The following is a 19,161-nucleotide window of genomic DNA, read 5'->3' on the forward strand; positions in this document are numbered from 1 at the left end:
TTGCGGAGGGCCGCGTGCCGCCCGGCCCCACGCCCGATAACCCCACGCCAGAGACAATGAAGGCGTGGACGATGAGAAAGCCCCCAAGCGTCACTGCCTGGAGACAAGCGGTCTTTAGGCACATGTGCCAGAGGGGCAGAGGGAGGGAAGCGAGGGGCCAAGAGAGAGATAGGGGGATGAGATGTGTTGATAGCCATTTTATATAGGTCTGTCAAGCTATATATACACCTCTTTTATCCAACCTTATGTCTATAAGACTTGTAACTTCGGCATCGATGGCCGGAACTCTAATTGAATGGTATGAGTTTTTTGCATATGCATCGTTATCTCCCTACATAATGGCGAATTTCTTCCCAAAGGGAGACCCCATAGCAGCTAGTTTACTCACGTGGCTAGTGTTTGCAACAGGTTTTGTCGTCAGGCCGGTCGGTGCCGTGGTTTTTGGCCACCTCGGCGATAAAGTGGGTAGAAAAACCACCTTTATCGCCACTCTTCTCCTAATGGGCATGGCGACGTTTTTCATGGGGCTTCTGCCGACGTATAGCCAAGTGGGAATTCTAGCGCCTATATTGCTGACTTTATTACGAATCCTACAGGGTATTTCCCTCGGCGGCGAATACGGCGGGGCTATAACATATGTACTTGAACATGCGGCCGGCCGTAATAGGGCGTTTTATGCTGGTTTTGTTGCCGCCACTCCGCCGTTGGGCCTTGGCCTTTCTTCGCTGACGCTTGTGACGGCGGCCAAACTTCTGCCGCCCCAAGACTTTCAGACATATGGCTGGCGCATGCCATTTCTCGTCTCTATCGTGTTAACTATACTTGGCTTAGTGTTACGTCTAAAGCTGACGGAGACCCCCCTCTTTGAGAAAATTAAGAGCGAGAAAGCCGTGGCGAAGATACCTCTGATAGAGGCGGTGGTTAAGTATCCACGTTATATCTTAGTCGGCATAGCTGTGGCGGCGGGACATTCTGTCCTTGCATATACAGCGACCGGCTATATATTCCCATTTCTCACAAGCGTGCCTAAGCTCAGCCCTGTCGATGCCAACTTCGCTGTGGGAATAGCCGGCGTACTCCAGCTACCGTTCTATATACTCAACGCCTGGCTTTCAGAAAAAGTAGGCCGGAGGGTAATCTACTCGGCAGGTCTCGCTATGGCGTTAGCCACGTACTATCCAATTTTCAGTTGGCTGACAGGAGTTAAAGACCTAGCTCTAGTCACGCTTGGCGTCTTTGTTCTCATACTCGCCACGGCGTTTACCTTCAGCGTGCTTGGCACGGCGCTAGCTGAGCTATTCCCCACTAAGGTGAGATACACGGCCATGTCTCTCTCATTTAACCTAGGCATTGGCGTCTTTGGCGGCTTTACGCCATCGATAGTACAAGCGATTTCCTACTGGCTTAACAACCCAATTGCAGGCGTGCTATTTTACACATATATAGTAGCCGGCTTCGCCCTGGCTGTAGCACTTACACTCATGCCTGAGACTAAGGACAAACCTCTAGACTAGTTCCCCTTTGTTACACCGGCCCTCTCTGGGAGGGCGCGCCCGGAGCCATGGCCCCGGGCGTGGGGCGTCAATTAGCGATAAAACTAACACCCAGATGAGCCGCCCCCATACCCGAGGGCGGTTCCCAGAGGGCCAGGGAGAAGTAGGGGGTGTTCCACATAAATAAAGGCAATTCAAAACCTACGTGCTTTGGTTTATCTTAACCACTGGGGCTTGCAATCTCAAGTGTAAATACTGTGGGGGCTCTTTTGACAACAACTACTCCCCCTGGAGACCCAAGATTACGGCAAGGGAAGTCGTTAATTTCATAGCGCAGAGAGATAGAAAGCCCATAGTCTTTTTCTACGGCGGCGAGCCTCTACTTAATGTCCAATACATAGTAGACGTCCTAAAGGCTTTGCCCAACGCGCGTTTTGGCATACAGACAAACGGAATGTTTGTGAGAAGGCTCCCGCCCGAAATCTGGCAGAGGTTCTCCACTATCCTCCTCTCCATAGACGGGCCTCCGGAAGTCACTGATTACTATAGAGGGCCTGGGGTGTATAAAAGAGTGGTAGAGGCTTTGAAATGGCTTAAAGACGATGTGAGGTGTAAGTGTAAAATCGTGGCGAGGATGACTGTTGCGAAGAGGTCGGATATATATAGAGACGTCACCCACCTCTTAGCCCTCGGCTTTGATGCAGTACATTGGCAACTAAATGTCATATGGACAGACGAGTGGACACCCCGCGAGTTTTTAAATTGGGCCGAAGAGAGCTACCTCCCCGGCGTTAAAAAGCTGAGAGATCTCTTTCTCGCGGAGGCCGAGAGGGGAAGGGTGTTGGAAGTGATCCCCATCCTCGGCATATATAGAGCCCTTTTGATAAGACCCTACAGCTGGGTTCCCTGCGGGGCGGGGAGGTACGCCTTTGCCATAAATACAGATGGGAGGATTCTCCACTGCCCCATTGCAGTTTCGGAAAAGTGGGCTACCGCCGGCCACATAAAGACTGGGCTCAACGGCGTGGCGCCACGCCTAAAGGACAAGTGTTTCTTCTGCGAATATAGACACGTCTGCGGCGGCCGTTGTCTTTATACTCACTATGAGAACTACTGGGGCGAGGAGGGCTTTGATGCAGTATGTATGGTAACGAAAAAGACGATTAAAATATTGGAAGAGGAGGCCCCCCGGCTAAAGAGACTTGTCAACGCCGGGGTAGTAGAGAAGGAGCGGTTAGAATACGACCCTCTTTTAGATTCCACAGAAGTTATACCATGACGAAGTAGATATTACTTCGGGATTATACACACAAATTTAATTATCTACTTCCCAGAGAAGACATGCCCTGTAAGAAAAAGAAATCTGAAAACAAAGGCGAAACAAAATAGCTCCCCATAGAAAAAGTTCTCGAAATTTCCCCCATTTTTATGGAAAGAGTCTCCAGAAGCCGGTTGGAAAGCGGTTGGAACGGGCACTGTACTCCACAATTGAGAGTTACATGGAGGGAGGGGCGGTGAAGAGAGTCGCGACGCGGAGACGGCTACTAGAAAAATTTATTATGGAGAGGTAATATGTGACCTATGATCGGAGAGGTGTACACCCAGCTGGAGAAGATCAGGGACTTCTTCTACGGCCTTGCCGAGGTGAGAGATAGGCTTAGGGAGGCGGGGGTGACCTGGCCTAAGCCTCTCCCCGAGGCCGAGGTGGGGACTGTCAGAGTTAAGATAGGCCTCCCGGCGATGCTCAGGCGGGGAGTCATCATGGACGTCACCAACGTCGAGCAGGCGCAGATAGCTGAGGAGGCGGGCGCCGTGGGCGTCATGGTATTGGACAAGCTTCCCTACGACGTGAGAAAGGCCGGGGGCGTCGCCAGGATGGCAGACGTGAAGGTGATAGAGGAGGTCATGAGCCACATCACCATCCCAGTCTCGGCTAAGGTGAGGATCGGCCACTACTACGAGGCCGTGATCCTACAGGAGATTGGGGTGGACCTCATAGACGAGTCAGAGGTCCTCACGCCTGTGGACGAACAACACCACATAAACAAGTGGGCCTTCGCGGTGCCCTTCGTCAACGGGTGCCGCGAGCTGTGCGAGGCGCTGAGGAGGATATCCGAGGGCGCCTCAATGATTAGGTCCAAGGGCGAGGCGGGGACGGGCAACGTAAGCGAGGCCGTGAAACACTTCAAGGCTCTATACGGGGCAATAGAGGAGCTGTCGGCCGCGCTGAGAGCCGGGGACGAGGAGAAGATCAGGGACTACGCCAGGAGGTGCCAAGCCCCAATAGAGCTGACAGCCCTCACGGCGAGGCTCGGGAGACTCCCCGTGGTGACCTTCGCCGCTGGCGGCATAGCGACGCCGGCAGACGCTGCGTTGATGATGTGGCTCGGGGCAGACGGGATATTCGTCGGTAGCGGCATATTCAAAAGTCAAGACCCCAGAGAAAGGGCGGAGGCCATCGTGTTGGCGACAGCCTACTGGGACGACCCGGAGAAGGTAGTGGAGGCCCAGAGGATGGTCAGCGAGAAAAGCGCCATGATGGGCATAGACATCAAAACGCTGAAGCCCGAGGAGCTCCTCCAAGTAAGAGGAGTATGAAGGCAGGTGTCTTAGCCCTCCAGGGCGACGTAGAGGAGCATATACAAGCCTTTAAGAAGGCGGCTCAAGAGCTGGGTATATCTATAGAGGTGATACAGGTGAAAAAGCCGCAGGACCTCAGGGAAATCGCAACTTTGGCTATACCTGGAGGCGAGTCGACGACAATAGGAGCCCTTGCCAAGAGGACCGGCCTCCTAGACGTCCTCAGAGATGCCATCAAGGAGGGGCTCCCGACTCTAGGCACTTGCGCCGGCGCGATTTTCCTCGCCAAGGAGGTGAGAGATTCGGTAGTCGGCGAGACTAAACAGCCGATTCTTGGGCTTATGGACATAGCCGTTATTAGAAATGCCTTTGGCCGACAGAGGGAGTCTTTTGAAGTGGATTTACAAGTGGGAGAACTTGGGACTGTGAGAGCCGTCTTTATAAGAGCTCCAGCTTTTATAAAGGCTTGGGGAGATGCAAGACTAGCCGCCTCCCTCAAACACCCGGAGTTAGGCCAGATATACGCTGCCGCCTTCCAAGGCCACATGGTGGCCACGGCCTTCCACCCTGAGCTATCTACTACTGTGGTGCATAAATATATGCTCAATTTAGCAAAGAAATAGTCGTTATTAATTTTCGTAGTAGAGTAATTTGTGAAGCCAGAGCTCTGTGTCAGGTGCAGAGGGGGTAGATACCTCTGTGGCTTGTCTTACTGCCCTCTTCTTGTAAGACAGCTAGCGGCGCCTTTTAGGATAAAAATTTCGAGAGAGCTATCTGGCTCAAGCCCGCCGTCTGTCTTTGTTGGGAGAGTTGGATATCCAAAGGTGAGGATCTACCCCTCCGCCCCGCCCGAGCTCGGGGACACCTCGCTATATGAAGACCCAAGGAGGTGGCTTGAGATCCCTCTGGAAAAGTTCATCGCCATGCGTCTCTCCCTATATCGGGGCGGCTTGGAGATCCGTGTAGACAACGCGGCTGACCCTCCGAGGTCTCTTCAGGAGATCCAGCTGATCGCCCTCTCCGAGAGACCTGTAGATGTCGATCTACGTTTTAGAAGAGAGCCGAGGGGGGTATATTTAAGTGAGTACGCCCCGCCAATGGGGCCCGCCGCGCCTCTCGCCGAATTTAAAACAGAGGGATCGCCGAAGTTGCCGAAGTCAGCCGAGAAGGCATACAGCGATTTCGACCTAGACGCTAGAGAGGCGGTTTTGACGCTGTACAGGTCGGGGTTTGACATGGGCTACATATCTAGAGCCCTTAGCGTCGGGGCCCTGGGAACCCGGCGGCGGAGGAGGCTCGTGCCGACGAGGTGGGCCATCACGGCGGTGGACAAGATAGTGTCTGACCACCTAGTGGAGAAGATCAAAGAGTTCGACACGGTGGACGGCTACTACCTCTACCTGAGGAGAGCCCCCGGCAACCTTTTCCTCGTGATACTGGCCCCCTCGAGGTGGGCTTATGAATGGGGAGAGGCCTTTGAGCCAGGCACCGTGTGGAACCCCGGGCCTGGCCTCGCAGTTGAGACAGATTACGAGCTGTATCGTGGCAGAGACGACTACCCGGAGATCGGCGGTTGTTACTACGCAGCTAGGCTTGCTGTAGCTGAGGCGCTGTACCGCATGAGGAGACAGGCGGCGGTGGTGGCGTGGAGAGAAGTATATACAGGATTTACAACTCCCGTCGGCGTGTGGTGGGTAAGAGAAAACGTGCGGGAGGCCCTCCGTAGCGAGCCAGCCCGTTTCGACACGCTTGAAGACGCGCTCTACGCCGCATCTACCCTCATGAAGATACCGATAGAAAAGTGGCTCTCTGTCTCTAGACTAGTCCATATTTTAAGATCTAGGCTTTTTGGCGAAAGCCAATAGTAGGGGGAATCTCCTCTCTATAAAAACTTCGAACTCTGCGCTAAGCACATCCTGCAGACAGCGGATGGTGCAACCATGGCTCCCCACGAGGGGGAGCCTCGCCTGATCCGCTTCCACCACGATGAAGAAACCGCCGGGCTTTAGCACTCTCTTGACCTCGCGTAGAGAGGGGCCGTGCTCGCCCCAGTGGTGTAGAGTAAAGAGCGCCACTGCGGCGTTAAAGACCTCGTCCCTAAAGGGGAGGAAAAAGCTCACACCTGCTACACTTACTGACTTGGCTCGGGACCTCTTAAGCATGTCAGGAGAGGCGTCTATCCCCACGGCGTCGTAGCCGGCGCTAGACAGCTTCCTAAGGAGGACTCCGACGCCAGGCCCCACCTCTAGCACCCGGCCGCCATGAGGTACCAACCTCTCCACCGCCTTGTAGGTGGCGCCATATGCCCATTCAAACACGCCTAGAGACACCAACAAACTGTAGAAGGCGGAAGAGAGGGGCCCGAACCTTTCAAATTTCACACGCCATAGGGAAAACCTTCATATATATTTTTGCCCTGTGGTAATGTGAAACTCATCGTTGTCTCCAACCGTCTCCCCATTACGGTCGTATATAGAGATGGGAAGGTGGAGTTTAGAGAGGCGGTGGGAGGTCTCGCCACAGCCATAAACTCCTTTCTAAGAGCGACAGAGGGGGGACGGGGGCTCGGCTTTACAAAGGTCTTGTGGGTGGGATGGTCCGGAGTAAAGGCAGAGTTAGAGACCGACGAGGTGGAATCAGAGCTTAGAGAGCGGGGGCTCATCCCGGTGTCGCTATCTGCGGAAGAGGTGGAGCTCTTCTACGAGGGGTTCTGCAACTCAACTCTCTGGCCTCTTTTTCACGGCTTTACAGTATATACAGTCTTTGAAAGGAGGTTTTGGGACACCTACGTCAGAGTGAACAAGAAATATGCAGAGGCTGTGGCGTCGATAGCAAAACCTGGCGATATCGTGTGGATTCACGACTACCACCTCATGCTCACGCCGGCATTTCTACGTCAGCTTTTGCCGGATCTGGCTGTGGGCTTCTTCTTACACATTCCATTTCCGCCTGCCGAGATCTACCAACTAATGCCGCCGACGTGGAGAAACACGCTATTGGAGGGGGTGCTGGCGGCCGACCTGGTGGGGTTCCACACGTATGAATATGTGAGCAACTTCCTGAGGGCTGTGGCTAAATTTCTGGGATATAGAGCTGAGTCCGGGATTGTGCGCGTCGGCCGGAGGAGGGTGCGGGTTGGGGCGTATCCCATAGGCATCGACTACGCCTTCTTCCACGACTCATCCCAGAGGGCCGAGGTTGCGGCGGAAATAGACAAGTTGAGACAGAGGTTGCGTGGGCTGAAGATAGTGTTTTCTATTGACCGGCTGGACTACACCAAGGGAGTTCTCAACAGGTTGAAAGCGTGGGAACGCTTCTTGAAGGAGCATCCACAGTGGCGGGGGAGGGCCGTCTTTGTGCTCGTGGTTGTGCCATCGAGAGTCGGCGTGCCTCAGTATGAAGCTATGAAGAGGGAGATAGAAAGAGAGGTTGGGCGTATAAACGGCGAACTCGGCGAGGTGGACTGGACCCCCGTCGTCTATATATCGCGTTTTATCCCCACGCCGACGCTTCTGGCGCTTTATAATATCGCCGATGTTGCCCTAATCACGCCGCTTAGAGATGGCATGAACTTAGTGGCAAAGGAGTACGTCGCTTCGAGGAGGAACTGTACGGGGGTTCTCATACTCAGCGAGACGGCGGGCGCCTCGCACGAGCTTCTAGAGGCGCTTATAGTAAACCCCAACGACGAAAGCAGCGTGGCAGAGGCCATCGCAAGGGCTCTGGAGATGGATCTCCAGGAGCAGTGCAGGAGGATAAAGGCAATGCAGAAGAGGCTTAGCCAACACGACGTTGTTAAATGGGCAGCCGAGCTTATACACGCAACGGCTCTAGCCTATGCTGAAAACCGCGAAGCGGCCTACACGAAGACGCCGACCCCGGTCGATGAAAATACGGCTGCGGAGATAGCGGCGAAGTTCAGAGCCTCAAGCAGAAGGCTACTGTTGCTTGATTACGATGGGACGCTTGTCCCGCACTACCCCTACGCATACCAAGCCGTGCCAGACCCAGAACTGCTAGGCATCCTAAAGGCACTATCCAACGTTCCAAACACCAGTGTCGTGGTCGTCAGCGGCCGCAACAAGGAGTTTTTAGAGAGCTGGCTCGGAGATCTCCCTGTCTATCTCGTGGCCGAACACGGCGCTTTCATCAGAGACGTGGATAAAAACTGGACGCAACTTTTCCCATTTGACGTAAGCTGGAAAACCGCTGTTAGAAAGGTGATGGAGGACGTAGTTGCGGCAACTCCGGGGTCCTACATAGAGGAGAAGGAGTCGGCAATAGCTTGGCACTATAGAAACGTGGAGCCAGAGCTAGGTGAAACTATGGCGGCTAGACTCATCGAAGCCCTAGAGAGTCTCCTAGGCGGTGCAGATTTCAGCGTAATACGCGGAAGCAAGGTCGTCGAAGTTAGGCCAGCCGGCGTAAACAAAGGCGCAGCGGCTAAGCTACTTCTGGAAAAAATCGCCCCCGATTTCGTACTAGCCGCAGGAGACGACGCCACAGATGAGGACATGTTTAAAGCCTTGCCAGAAGAGACATACACGATAAAGGTAGGCGCAGGCGAAACCACAGCTAGATACAATCTTCCATCTTACCGAGAACTAAGAGAGTTGTTGAAACGGCTAGCTAACTTTTAATGAATTTCCCTCCCACGAGCTAACACCCCGGCTCTCTGAGGGCATCGCCAGCCCCGACGACCCTCGCCTGCGACTGTCGTCATGTCGTCTCTGCGGGCAGAACCGAGCCTCAGAGGGGGCGCTACGGGCGAGGCGCGCGTCCTTCGACAGCTTTTAGCAGAAGCTCGGCAAGTCTCAAAGCGGTAAGGCCCTCGGCCCTCCTCCTAGCCCTAGTAGCCATTTCGTCCCTTAGTTCAGGCCTTTTCATCAACGTGGAGACCCAGTTTACGAAGCCCTCGACGTCATCGGGGTTGCTCAGCTGGATGCCGTCTACGCCGTTGGAGATATACCACGCTCCTCTAGAGGCAGGCGATGTGGCATACGGCACGCCCATGTATAGGTAGTCCAAAGCCCTTATTCCCATGGGCTCGTAGCGTGAGAAGTCAACGCCGACGAAGGAATGCTTGATTACGGAGGCGACTGTTTTTAAATCGGGGCTTTCAACGACGACGAGGTTTTTCCGCCTCTTCGCTTCTTTCTTCACTTTTTCTAACGCGTCGCCGCCTCCCGCCGCCACTAGAGCCACATTGCCAAGGCGAGAAAGTCTTTCTGCAACTTTGATGAGCGCTTGGACGTTTCTTTCCTCATCTAAAGGCCCCACGTATGACACATATAAGTCGAAGTCCTCGGCGGCCTTAGGTCTCTTGACGTCTTCCACGTCTATGAAATCTGGGTCTACCCAGCTTTTTGACTCAACGACTTTGCCAGGCGATATGCCGTATTGTTTAAGCTCCTCGGCCTCCGCTTGGCAACAGACAAGAACTAGATCTGCCTGTCGCAGGATATAGGGCATATTAAGCATAGACCACATCAGCTTCGCCGCGGCGTCGATAGGCCTAAGAGCTGTAAATCTCACGAAGTAGGCAGGTATGAAGACAAAGAAGGGTCTTCTAGGAGCTTCTCCCAATTCGACAAGCGATCTTCTTATAGAAACCCACCTAGCAACCTCCTCGGGGCCGTTCCAAAAGCTAGCTATGACGACGACCACATCCAGGCTATACCTCTCCTGGAGAGTGCTAAGGATTTTCCCAAAGCTTCTTAAAACAACGCCGCCGGGCGGAGTAAGGGATTTCATGCTGAGGACTCTAATCGTGGGGACCCCAGCCACGTCCGCCTCAATCTCCACATATCCGTTTTCGCTTTTTTCTACAATCTGGGGGTCTACGACGGGTCGGCCCTCGTGATATACGCTAGTTACAAGCCACGTCTTGCGACCCAGTCTTCTAAGCGCCTTTACTAAAACCAAGGCAGCGCGGTGTAGATCTTCCCAGTGAGAGCTCTGCGGCGCGACAACTGCGATGTTCATCTCTTTTTTAAAGCCTCCGCCACAAGTACAGCGACCACAGCAGCTGTGAGACCCCAGGTGATGGGAGTTAACATAGCGCTTAACGTGGCCACGTTGATACCGCCTTGCTCCAAGGCGAAGGTTATGACGACGAGATACAGTATGACCCTAATATACTCCGCCACGGGGCCTACGACTTCGCTTTTGGATAAGGCGCCCTTGTATATATATTCAACAAAACCGTCGACAAGTATAAAGCCCAGTATCGAAATAATAAAGAACTTAATAAAACCAAAAAAGTAGACGCCTATCACTATGATAATTAAACTATATATCTCAGTATTGCCGAGATTTAGAGAAAGATATGCTGTCGCAAGCAGAATGGATAAGATGTAGATAAGCCAAGCCGTTACGGAGCCGAAGAACTCTCCCGCTGTATAGCCAGAGCGCAGTAGCGCCTTACCAATGTTAAAGTTCCTAAACCAGTCGTCAAACCCAAGTCTCAGCAGTAGACGCACCAGCAGAAGCCGCAACAGCCGCCCGAGCACAAACCCAAACACGGCGATTAACACGGAGACCACCACGTGGTACACAAAAAACCAGACGTCCATGGCGAGATCTCGGGACAAGTTATTAAACATTAGGTAGATATACTACCACACCCAAATATTGAGATGAAGAAACCGCTCCGTTTTTACGACATCGCCGCCGGAAAGCTCTTCACCACAGCCAGCTACAGGCTGGCGGAGGTGGAGATCAGATACCCACATGGAGTCGAAAGGAGACTTATGGCTGTCGCCGTTTCTCCCCACACCGGCAACCTCTGCTATAGTTTTGCCCCCAGGAGAAGCGAAATTAAAGCAATACCTCTTACAACATTTTTCAAAAGATAACAATACTCGCGGCGTGGAATTTAATGAGAATACGGCTAATGCACCGTTTGGAACGGCCCCCCGCCTCCCATCTCTTTGGGAGGTTGGTAAACAGATTCGAAACCCCAAGAGGCCACAGAAAATTATAGATATATGACCTGTGTCTTGTCTATATGAGTTGGGACGAGGCCTTTCTCAGAGCCTATAACCACAGCGTTCCTAAGACTTACGCTGTTTTAGAACGATATCGACATGTCAGGGAGCTCGCCAGAGAAATTAGGAGGGTTAGGGAGGAGGTGGTGAGGAATTTAGATCGTTATGTTGAAGAGTTTGGGAAGTCTGTGGAGAGGGTGGGCGGTAGGTTTTATCTAGCGGAGACGGCGGAGGAGGCGCGAGAGACTGTGGTAAAGATAGTGGGGAGGGGGAAGGTTGTGGTGTTGGGCAAGAACAACGTGGCGATAGAGACTAGGCTTAGAAAACGGCTTGAGGAAGAGGGCAACGAAGTCTGGGAGACAGACCTCGGCGAGTTCCTAGTCCAACTCAGCGACGGCGAGCCAAGCCACATCATCGCCCCCGCCATCCATATGACTAGGGAGGTTGCGGCCGAGCTTCTGAGGAAGAAACTAGGCGTAGCAGTGGCGCCGGACCCCGTTGCGATTGCCCAAAGGGCGAGGGAGTTTCTACGAGAGAAAATACTGAAGGCGGATGTGGGTATAACAGGCGCCAACGCCCTAGCGGCAGACACAGGGGCTGTTGTACTTGTGGAAAACGAGGGGAATATCAGACTAGTATCTACAGTCCCGCCTGTCCACATCGTCTACGACGGCGTAGAGAAAATAGTCCCAACGCTGATACACGCCCTACTTCTGGCAAATGTACAAGCGGCATACGCCGGGATATATCCACCGACATATATCAACGTATCAGCCGGCCCAAGTTCTACGGCAGACGTCGAAAACTACCGCGTCTCCCCTGCCCAAGGCCCTAGGGAGTTTCACGTGGTGCTTGTGGATAACGGCCGTAGGAGGGCTGCCCGCGACCCTGTCCTCTGGGAGGCCCTCCTCTGTATTAGATGTGGGAGGTGTCACTTCCACTGTCCAATATATCGTGTTTTAGATGGGAAATTCGGCGTACCCCCTTACACAGGCCCCATGGGCGTAATGTGGACTGCCATAACACGCGGCATAGAAGAGGCAGGCCCCCACGCCCTAAAATGCGCCCACGCGGGAAATTGTAAAGAAGTATGCCCCATGGAAATAGACATACCCAAGATAATACAAGAAATAAAGATAAGATACCTAAAAAAATATCGCTAGATTTATCGAATATCGTGTATATAATCGTATAGTTCAAGCACGTAGGACTTTAGTTTGCCCTCTTTAACTAATTTCTCTACCTCCTCTCTTGGAGTGAAGAGAGCGCGTAGTACAGTGCTCCTCTCCTCATCAGGTAGGGGAGCTAACACCATAATAAGACGGCCGCCGTGTTGTAAATACATCGGAGATGTTAGCTTCACCTTTAGGATATCCATAATGACTGAGGCGAAGGATCTGTCGAATCTAGGCTGGTTTTCTATAACTGCTTTCTCAAGCTCTTCTACCTTAAACAACTCGGCGATTTTTCTGGCTGTGTCTATGGGTGTTTGGAATCTAAATGGCCCTGCCTTATAGGCGTTGTGAAGTATATTCCTTACGTTTTCTACAAAGCGTAGTAGTATTCTCTCGGCAGCTATTCTATCTAAGTCTTCGTAAAAGGCGTAAGTCCATTCCATATGTAACTCCCAGAGCTTTTCAAAGAGTTCTTCGTCGAACTGGGTTCCAGCACTTATCTTAATTCTGTCATCAGCCGGTATAACGCCGAGTCGCGTCTTAGCAGGCCCTTTTAATGCGCCATCTTTTGTTATACGTGCTTTATGTCTAAGGAGCGTCCAAAGCCAGGTGGAGAATATACGATATGTAGCTAAGTCGTTCATAAATCTCTGGCCCAGTTCGTAGTCGTCTATTGCAGCTGCTAAGTTGCCATTTAGAAGTTGGAAGCCGTAATTAGCTGCCATATAGAAGGCGTGCTGTATATGTTCAATTGTAATATCGCCCTTAGGAGGCTCATAGAGAGCTGACCAAAGGTCTTTTCCTCCCCATAGTTCCACGTTGTTAAATAGTTTCTCTGGACTGTCCAACATCTCAGGCCGTATTACCCATGGAGTGATATTACCATTTTCGTCTATAAGCCCAAGTCTCTGGAAGAGTTGTCTCTCCTGTTCTGTCAATCCGCTGTCTACAGCTGGGATCTTAACGCCATCGACTTCTACATATTTCACAGGCCTGTTTATCATTGCCTGTAGCTCCTCCAGGCTTGCCTTAAGCGGCTCATTACCAGCTTTTACATAGGACTCTTCAGGCGTCGCCACCCAGCTCTGTCGGAATAAGTCATAAAGCCTACCCTTCACCCTTCCTTCAAGTATGTCTTTGAGAGTCACTTTGCTAACGGCCTCTTCTGTAACAAAAATCAAGCCGATTAGTCTCTCCCTTAGCTTATCTAGCCATATGGCCCTTAACGCCCTTGCGTTATACCTATTTCGCTGGTATGGGTCATCCGGCCTATATAGCATGACCGCGGCCATCCCTCCGACAGGCGCCGCGTTGAGCTTTCCCTCTCTGTCAAGACCAGCCATTAGGCAGAGAAGCGCGTTGTACTTCTGATAGGCCATCATAATGGGGTGGGTCATTGTTATATTCTGAGGATCTGGGTACACTGCTTCGTCTTTCCACATTTCAATAAGAGATCCTAAGTAGTCCCACCGGCCGTTGTTGCTTTTAACAAGTCTCTCTCTCCATATCCAGAAGATCACCGGCAGATATAGCCCAGCTCTGGCCTCTTCATACAGCATAGCAATTTTTATCTCGCCTCTCTTTAGCCCCAGCTCATCTTCTACACGTCTCAAAATTTTCTCTATGACTAACGCTTCGTCTGGTGTTTGAACCTTTGGGACATAGAAATAGACGCCAGAGCCTACTTTTTTAAGCTGGTCATAGTTATTCACGGTGTATATCACAATAGATGTAATAACAGCGGGGACCGGCCTCCCGTCAACTCTGATGTCAAAGTCTAAAATATGGAGCCCAGGTATTCTGTGAATTAGAGTAGGCCACTTAGATCTCTCCTTTTTAACGTAATACGCCTTGCCCCCCTCTATATACGGCGTCGGTATATCTCCCTCTAATACCCTTTTTACAATTCTCCTAGCTTCCCACACAGCCGCGACAGATCTGCCAGAGCCCCAGGGAATGAACCACGCGGGACTTGCGTCTTCCTCGTCCTCCATCATGGAGACGACGTCGGCGTTTATCTGGTGTATCGCTCTGCTCATGGGGTACCAAGGCCCCGTGATCTCGAGCCCCGGATTCTTGAGCGGGTGTAGATCGTCGGGCACAGGCGTGTTCCAGTTGAGACCCCACCTCAGTGGTGTGTCTCTACCTAGGAAATTGTCAATAAGGCCTTGTACAATTTCTCTAAATGTTCTTACGTTTCCGTCGGCGTCAACAAACCTCTGGTCCCACTGGGGGAACGCCGCCTTCTCCCGCACAGGCCTTCTATCGTTGAGCCACTCCCTCCTCGCCCTCACTGCCTTGTCTATCTCGGCGCGGAACTCCCTCGTCAAACGCTCTATCAACTCCTCTACTATAACTCTCCGGCCATTTACAATTTTCTCGCCAAATAATTCAGGGAATTTTTTTAATACTTCCTTATTTATTTCAATTACCATAATAGAAATATAGTGTTTATTTTTAAATTTTTAGTCTATTATTTTGCCGGGGTTGAATATGCCGTATGGGTCAAAGATACGCTTTATCTCCTTAAATAGTCTGAGCACGGCCTGCGAGTTCCTCATCTCGTACGTTTTTTTCAAGAGCTCCTTCTTGTGGAGCCCTATGCCGTGCTCGGCGCTCACAGTGCCTCCGTACTTCAGCGCGATCTCGCCGAACCTCTCATAGAGCTCCGTGGCCCTCCTCTTCTGGGCCTCGTCGGATCTGTTGAACCACAACACTGGGTGTATGTTACCGTCGCCCACGTGTCCGCCGAATATTGTCGGCACGCCGTAGCTCTTGGCGACCGTCTTCATTTCCTCCAACGCCTCGGGTAGTCTGGAGAACGGCACAGCCACGTCGCCCATGAGTATTATGGCGCTTCCGCCGTACTGCTCAACGGCCTTCTTCACAGGCGCTGGGTACAACAAGCGGCGGGGCCCCAACAGTTTGAAGAACGTGTTCCAGTCCCTCGCCTCGGCGTTCACCCTCCCGCCCGTCTTGTCTACGATGTCCTTAAGCCGCGACAAAAGGGCGTCCTCTGACCCAACCGTGGCGTCGACGCCCAGCCAAAGCGTGTACTTCCTCTCAAGGCCAACGAACTCGGAGCCCTCGTCGTCCATAAACTCTGCCACTAAAAGCCACAGTCTCCTCCTCCTGCTCTCGATGACTGCCTTAGCCAGCGATGCGGCGTCCTCAAACTGGGCGACCACTCCGGCGAAGGACTCGGGCAGAGGCGCCAACCTCACTGTGGCCTCAGTTATCACGCCCAGAGTCCCCTCGCTGCCCACAAACAGATGCAGAAGGTCGTAGCCCTCCCTACACTTGAGAGTGCGGCATCCAACTCTTATTACCTCGCCGGTGCCTATCACCGCCTCTAGTCCGAGTACCCAGTGGGAGGCGGGGCCGTATTTGGCCCCCCTCATGCCACCGCCACCGTTAATTATAGAGCCGCCCACGGAGGCGGTTTTAGACGAGGCTGGATCCACCGGCCACTGTAGGCCGTAGCGCATTAGCTCCAAGTTGAACTCATCGATTTTGATCCCAGGCTGAACTGTAGCCAGCCAGTCGACCTCAGATACCTCCAAGATCTTGTTCATCTTCTCTGAGGAAAGCACAATGGTCCTCTGCGCAATAGTTGCGGCGTTGCCCGAGAGGGAGCTGGAGTGGAAGACCGGCGTTATGTACAGCTTGTGGTCTATGGCGTATCTAACGACTTGGACGACATCCTCCACAGACTCCGCGTAGACTACTGCGAGCGGGAGCTCGTACTCCAGGGAGGCGGGATCTCTGGCATATATGCGCAGTATGTCGGCGTCGACCACCACTTTGTCCTCGCCCAAGCTCTTCCTCAGGTCGTTGACGATGCTCATACCCTCCCTCTGCCTAGGCTCTGTCCGATGATGTACGCCTTGAACGCGCGGACGACCTCCGTTATCTTAATGCCGGCGGGACACTGTGGATCGCACGCTCCACATGAGAGACATGTCATGATCCCTCTGTAGGCCTCGTCTGAGATCTTTCCGTCGAAGTTCCTTATTATGTTTATCCTGCCGCGGGGCCCGAAGTGCCTCATTCTGAGCACCCTATACACGGGACAGGCGAACTCGCAGAAGCCGCAGAACTGGCATTTTGAAGCCTCGGCCAAGAGCTCCTTCATACCACCACCTCGGCCAAGTAGTACAACTCCAGGCCGCCGCCCGAGACCCTCTTCAGATTCACGTAGCATATAGGGCACTGGACCACCACCCGTCTCGATAGGCGGGACAGCTCCCTCGCCCTCGCCTCCGCAACCTTGCGAGAGACCTCCGGGAAGAGGGACTCCACAGGTCCTCCGCAACATTGGGATGTGTCCCTCGCCGTCACAAAGGGATCCTCCACGGGCTCCCCCGCCGCCAACAGCCTTCTCACTGTGTCGTATCTTCCGAGAAATCTGGCGTAGAGACAAGAGTCGTGGATTGTGAAGCCCTTCAGAGCAACTCCGCCGGGCTTTATGAGGTCGAGGTAGCTGACGACCTCTATATCGAACCCCTCGACGTACTTGGGGTAGACCTTCTCGAGGACATAGTGGGTGTGGGGGTCTACCGTGATTATCCTCTTGACTCCGCGTTCCCGGAAGAACTGGGCCGCCCTCCTAGCGTATGCGGCGAAGTCGTCAACAAGGCCAAGCTCATATAGGAGGGCCCCCGAGTATATCTCTCTGTCGAGCAGCCCGAACTCGACGCCACTCTTCTTCAGTAAGGCGTAGATCTTCTTCAGCACTTGGTCGGCCTTCTCTAACTCTGCTTTGTCCGGCCTCAACAGAGCCCCGCCAAAGGTCTTGGCCGCAATAGCCGCAAGAGAACTCCTCAGCCCACCCCTAGTCGCGCCGTATTTCTCAAGGCTCTCCACAGCCTTCTCAATTACAGGAGCCAAGTGGTACATACATGAGGTGTAGAGCACGGTGGAGGTGCGCGCGCTTTCAAGACCCCTCTTCCAACTCTCACAAAGTCCTTCGTCGATGGGAAAGGGAAGCCAAGACTTGTTTAAAGAATCGACTACAATATCGCGGAGCTTAGATATCCACTCGATACTCATTATCTTGAATCCTTTTCGATGTTTATAAGCTTTTATATTTGACTAAATATATTGTAAATAAATATCTATGTCCAGCATAATGTAGGAGTTTATTAATGATTTTTTGATGTAAAATAAATAATATAGCATATGTTAAAATAAAAATATATTCATATTTTGTAACTTGTTCATAAAGATGTAGAAAATATAGCTCTTATACACATTTAAATGATAACATTTCCTATATTTAAATGCAAAATTTAAAAATTATAAGTAAGTATGGTATCTTCATGATATATACACAACCTAAACTCTTCTGGGGTGACCCAGTGTTAACTATTATCATAGACATAACGCCAATTGTAGTTCTCTTCATATTATTGGCTGGCCTAAAGTTATCGGCATGGAAAGCGACTTTGATATCTTCCATCTTCACATTACTACTTGCCTTCTTGGTGGGTGCGCCTCCGGATCAAACTATGTATGCATGGCTTATAGGTGCTTTATTTGGTTTATGGAGTATTTCGTGGTTGATCTTTTGGGGTATCACTTGGTTTAACACCTGGCGTCTCACAGGTCATCTTGACGCATTTACCTCCTGGCTGTTGAGGAATATTGTAAATGATATCAGAGTACTTTCTCTCGCTCTTGCATGGGCTCTCGGAGCATTGATAGAAGGTTTGATAGGGTTTGGCACTCCTTGGGCTTATATTGTCCCTATGTTAATCTCGCTAGGGCTGCCAAGTCTCAGGGCGATAACAGTAGTCGCCGTGGCCAATACCGCGCCTGTTTCATATGGCGCATTTGGGTTACCTATAATAACTATAGCTGGAGTTACCGGGCTTCCCTTGATGTTTATGTCTTCGGTGGCGGCGCATATAGTCGTCGTACTTTCTTTCTTTATTACATTTATATTACTGTACGTAGTAGACGGCTGGAGAGGTATTAGGGAAGTGTGGCCATTTGGGCTTGTTGGAGCTTTCGGCTATGTCATTGGACAATATACAACAGCTGTATATATGGGACCTTATCTTGCAGATGTAATCGGCTCCATTCTCTCCTTTATTTTTATAATAGCATTTTCAAAAATATGGAAGCCAAAAAATATTATTAAACCAACAACTATTAAAATAAATAATATTCAAGATAAAGGTATAGTCTTAAAGGCCTGGATTTCTCTAGTAGTATTTATAGCTGTAATGGGGCTATGGAACTCTCCCATATCGCCTATGAAGCTTAATCTCGCTACATTTTCTGTATCAGCATATTCAGAAGTGTTAGAGAAGAAAGTCTCTGTATCTTATACATTTAACCTTCTCGCCACAGGAACTTCTGCATTAGTAGCGTGGCTCATCACTATTCCAATTATGGGCGCTAATAGGGAGGTTGTGGCTAAGGCTCTAAGAACCACTCTCTCACAGACATGGGGTGCTGTGTTGACAGGCATATTTGTAATAAGCCTAGCATTTGTTTTCAACTTCAGTGGAATGGCGTACAGTCTTGCCTATTTAGCCTCGGGCCTCGGTATCTGGTTTATCTTTATATCTCCATTTCTAGGATGGCTCGGGGCTGCGTTAACTGGAAGTAACACTTCGTCCAACGCATTATTTGGGCCGTTCCAAGCAGCCATGGGAACTTTACTTGGACTACCCCAAGGTCTTCTCCCAGGCTTACAGACTATCGGTGGTGAATTAGGCAAGCCGGTGGCTCCACAGACAGTCTCAGCTGGCGTATCTACCACAGAATATGTTAGAAGAGAAGGCGAGGTGATTAGGAATAACCTAAAATACTCTATAGGACTAGTATTTCTCTTGCTATTAATCGGCATAGCCTATCTGACTCTCTACCCCTATCCATTTATTCTACATGGCAAATAATTCGACATTTTCTAAG

Annotated in this window: 17 protein-coding genes; 10 read left to right on the forward strand and 7 right to left on the reverse strand. The window is 51.5% G+C overall.

The genetic code is table 11. The features are described from left to right. The first annotated feature begins 245 nt into the window (after positions 1-245). The 5 genes from ACZ49R_RS02225 (at position 246) to ACZ49R_RS02245 (ending at position 5,938) form a co-directional block, all read left to right on the forward strand. Positions 246-1,514: an MFS transporter gene (locus ACZ49R_RS02225; RefSeq protein WP_464733554.1), complete on the forward strand. Its 1,269-nt coding sequence runs from the start codon at positions 246-248 to the stop codon at positions 1,512-1,514. A gap of 184 nt (positions 1,515-1,698) precedes the next feature. Then, entirely contained in the window at positions 1,699-2,772 is a 1,074-nt protein-coding gene (locus tag ACZ49R_RS02230) for a TIGR04084 family radical SAM/SPASM domain-containing protein (protein WP_464733555.1), read from the forward strand. A gap of 302 nt (positions 2,773-3,074) precedes the next feature. Beyond that, on the forward strand, positions 3,075-4,091 hold the full coding sequence (pdxS, locus tag ACZ49R_RS02235; RefSeq protein WP_011763073.1) for a pyridoxal 5'-phosphate synthase lyase subunit PdxS: 1,017 nt from the start codon (positions 3,075-3,077) through the stop codon (positions 4,089-4,091). Beyond that, positions 4,088-4,696, forward strand: coding sequence for a pyridoxal 5'-phosphate synthase glutaminase subunit PdxT (gene pdxT / locus ACZ49R_RS02240; RefSeq protein WP_464733556.1), 609 nt, complete (start codon positions 4,088-4,090; stop codon positions 4,694-4,696). The genes pdxS and pdxT overlap by 4 nt, the downstream gene beginning before the upstream one ends. Before the next feature lie 30 nt (positions 4,697-4,726). Continuing rightward, the gene (locus ACZ49R_RS02245) at positions 4,727-5,938 is read left to right on the forward strand and encodes an Nre family DNA repair protein (protein ID WP_464733557.1); all 1,212 of its coding nucleotides are present in this window, start codon (positions 4,727-4,729) and stop codon (positions 5,936-5,938) included. Here the strand turns inward: ACZ49R_RS02245 and ACZ49R_RS02250 are convergent. Continuing rightward, positions 5,906-6,454: a class I SAM-dependent methyltransferase gene (locus ACZ49R_RS02250; RefSeq protein ID WP_464733558.1), complete on the reverse strand. Its 549-nt coding sequence runs from the start codon at positions 6,452-6,454 to the stop codon at positions 5,906-5,908. The two genes, ACZ49R_RS02245 and ACZ49R_RS02250, sit on opposite strands and share 33 nt — an antisense overlap. Positions 6,455-6,499: 45 nt before the next feature. On the opposite strand from ACZ49R_RS02250, the gene ACZ49R_RS02255 reads away from it, so the two are divergent. Next, entirely contained in the window at positions 6,500-8,713 is a 2,214-nt protein-coding gene (locus ACZ49R_RS02255) for a bifunctional alpha,alpha-trehalose-phosphate synthase (UDP-forming)/trehalose-phosphatase (protein ID WP_464733559.1), read from the forward strand. 121 nt (positions 8,714-8,834) lie between these two features. Here the strand turns inward: ACZ49R_RS02255 and ACZ49R_RS02260 are convergent, their stop codons facing one another. Together ACZ49R_RS02260 and ACZ49R_RS02265 are read right to left on the reverse strand one after the other, a co-directional pair. Next, the gene (locus ACZ49R_RS02260) at positions 8,835-10,058 is read right to left on the reverse strand and encodes a glycosyltransferase (RefSeq protein WP_464733560.1); all 1,224 of its coding nucleotides are present in this window, start codon (positions 10,056-10,058) and stop codon (positions 8,835-8,837) included. Continuing rightward, positions 10,055-10,648, reverse strand: a complete 594-nt coding sequence (locus tag ACZ49R_RS02265; protein ID WP_053240400.1) for a mechanosensitive ion channel family protein — start codon at positions 10,646-10,648, stop codon at positions 10,055-10,057. Before ACZ49R_RS02265 ends, ACZ49R_RS02260 begins: the two co-directional genes overlap by 4 nt. A 63-nt stretch (positions 10,649-10,711) precedes the next feature. Between ACZ49R_RS02265 and ACZ49R_RS02270 the strand changes: the two genes are divergently transcribed. The 3 genes from ACZ49R_RS02270 to ACZ49R_RS02280 are packed head-to-tail and all read left to right on the forward strand — an operon-like array spanning position 10,712 to position 12,225. Then, the gene (locus ACZ49R_RS02270) at positions 10,712-10,930 is read left to right on the forward strand and encodes a hypothetical protein (RefSeq protein WP_053240401.1); all 219 of its coding nucleotides are present in this window, start codon (positions 10,712-10,714) and stop codon (positions 10,928-10,930) included. A 13-nt stretch (positions 10,931-10,943) separates the two neighbouring features. Beyond that, positions 10,944-11,066 (forward strand): hypothetical protein, encoded by a 123-nt coding sequence (locus ACZ49R_RS02275; protein ID WP_464733561.1) that lies wholly within the window; start codon positions 10,944-10,946, stop codon positions 11,064-11,066. Positions 11,067-11,082: 16 nt separating this feature from the next. Further along, a complete protein-coding gene (locus ACZ49R_RS02280) occupies positions 11,083-12,225 on the forward strand; it encodes an LUD domain-containing protein (protein ID WP_464733562.1) in 1,143 nt (380 codons plus the stop codon). A gap of 2 nt (positions 12,226-12,227) precedes the next feature. On the opposite strand, the gene ACZ49R_RS02285 is transcribed toward ACZ49R_RS02280, so the two are convergent. Genes ACZ49R_RS02285 through ACZ49R_RS02300 form a run of 4 tightly spaced genes read right to left on the reverse strand, consistent with a single transcriptional unit; the run spans position 12,228 to position 17,289 of the window. Beyond that, entirely contained in the window at positions 12,228-14,672 is a 2,445-nt protein-coding gene (locus ACZ49R_RS02285; RefSeq protein WP_464733563.1) for an aldolase/citrate lyase/malate synthase family protein, read from the reverse strand. A 30-nt stretch (positions 14,673-14,702) separates the two neighbouring features. Then, positions 14,703-16,085, reverse strand: coding sequence for an FAD-binding oxidoreductase (locus tag ACZ49R_RS02290; RefSeq protein ID WP_464733564.1), 1,383 nt, complete (start codon positions 16,083-16,085; stop codon positions 14,703-14,705). Next, entirely contained in the window at positions 16,082-16,372 is a 291-nt protein-coding gene (locus ACZ49R_RS02295; RefSeq protein WP_464733565.1) for a 4Fe-4S dicluster domain-containing protein, read from the reverse strand. The genes ACZ49R_RS02290 and ACZ49R_RS02295 overlap by 4 nt, the downstream gene beginning before the upstream one ends. Continuing rightward, positions 16,369-17,289: a heterodisulfide reductase-related iron-sulfur binding cluster gene (locus ACZ49R_RS02300; protein WP_464733566.1), complete on the reverse strand. Its 921-nt coding sequence runs from the start codon at positions 17,287-17,289 to the stop codon at positions 16,369-16,371. The genes ACZ49R_RS02295 and ACZ49R_RS02300 overlap by 4 nt, the downstream gene beginning before the upstream one ends. 269 nt (positions 17,290-17,558) lie before the next feature. On the opposite strand from ACZ49R_RS02300, the gene ACZ49R_RS02305 reads away from it, so the two are divergent. Further along, entirely contained in the window at positions 17,559-19,145 is a 1,587-nt protein-coding gene (locus tag ACZ49R_RS02305; protein WP_464733567.1) for an L-lactate permease, read from the forward strand. Positions 19,146-19,161 lie beyond the last annotated feature (16 nt).

This window comes from Pyrobaculum organotrophum (genome assembly GCF_055384425.1).

Coding starts and splice junctions, on each gene's coding strand:
- ACZ49R_RS02225 (WP_464733554.1), top strand. CDS start 246: ATGTCTATAAGACTTGTAACTTCGGCATCGATGGCCGGAACTCTAATT.
- pdxS (WP_011763073.1), top strand. CDS start 3,075: ATGATCGGAGAGGTGTACACCCAGCTGGAGAAGATCAGGGACTTCTTC.
- pdxT (WP_464733556.1), top strand. CDS start 4,088: ATGAAGGCAGGTGTCTTAGCCCTCCAGGGCGACGTAGAGGAGCATATA.
- ACZ49R_RS02260 (WP_464733560.1), bottom strand. CDS start 10,058: ATGAACATCGCAGTTGTCGCGCCGCAGAGCTCTCACTGGGAAGATCTA.
- ACZ49R_RS02265 (WP_053240400.1), bottom strand. CDS start 10,648: ATGGACGTCTGGTTTTTTGTGTACCACGTGGTGGTCTCCGTGTTAATC.
- ACZ49R_RS02270 (WP_053240401.1), top strand. CDS start 10,712: ATGAAGAAACCGCTCCGTTTTTACGACATCGCCGCCGGAAAGCTCTTC.
- ACZ49R_RS02280 (WP_464733562.1), top strand. CDS start 11,083: ATGAGTTGGGACGAGGCCTTTCTCAGAGCCTATAACCACAGCGTTCCT.
- ACZ49R_RS02285 (WP_464733563.1), bottom strand. CDS start 14,672: ATGGTAATTGAAATAAATAAGGAAGTATTAAAAAAATTCCCTGAATTA.
- ACZ49R_RS02290 (WP_464733564.1), bottom strand. CDS start 16,085: ATGAGCATCGTCAACGACCTGAGGAAGAGCTTGGGCGAGGACAAAGTG.
- ACZ49R_RS02295 (WP_464733565.1), bottom strand. CDS start 16,372: ATGAAGGAGCTCTTGGCCGAGGCTTCAAAATGCCAGTTCTGCGGCTTC.
- ACZ49R_RS02300 (WP_464733566.1), bottom strand. CDS start 17,289: ATGAGTATCGAGTGGATATCTAAGCTCCGCGATATTGTAGTCGATTCT.
- ACZ49R_RS02305 (WP_464733567.1), top strand. CDS start 17,559: ATGATATATACACAACCTAAACTCTTCTGGGGTGACCCAGTGTTAACT.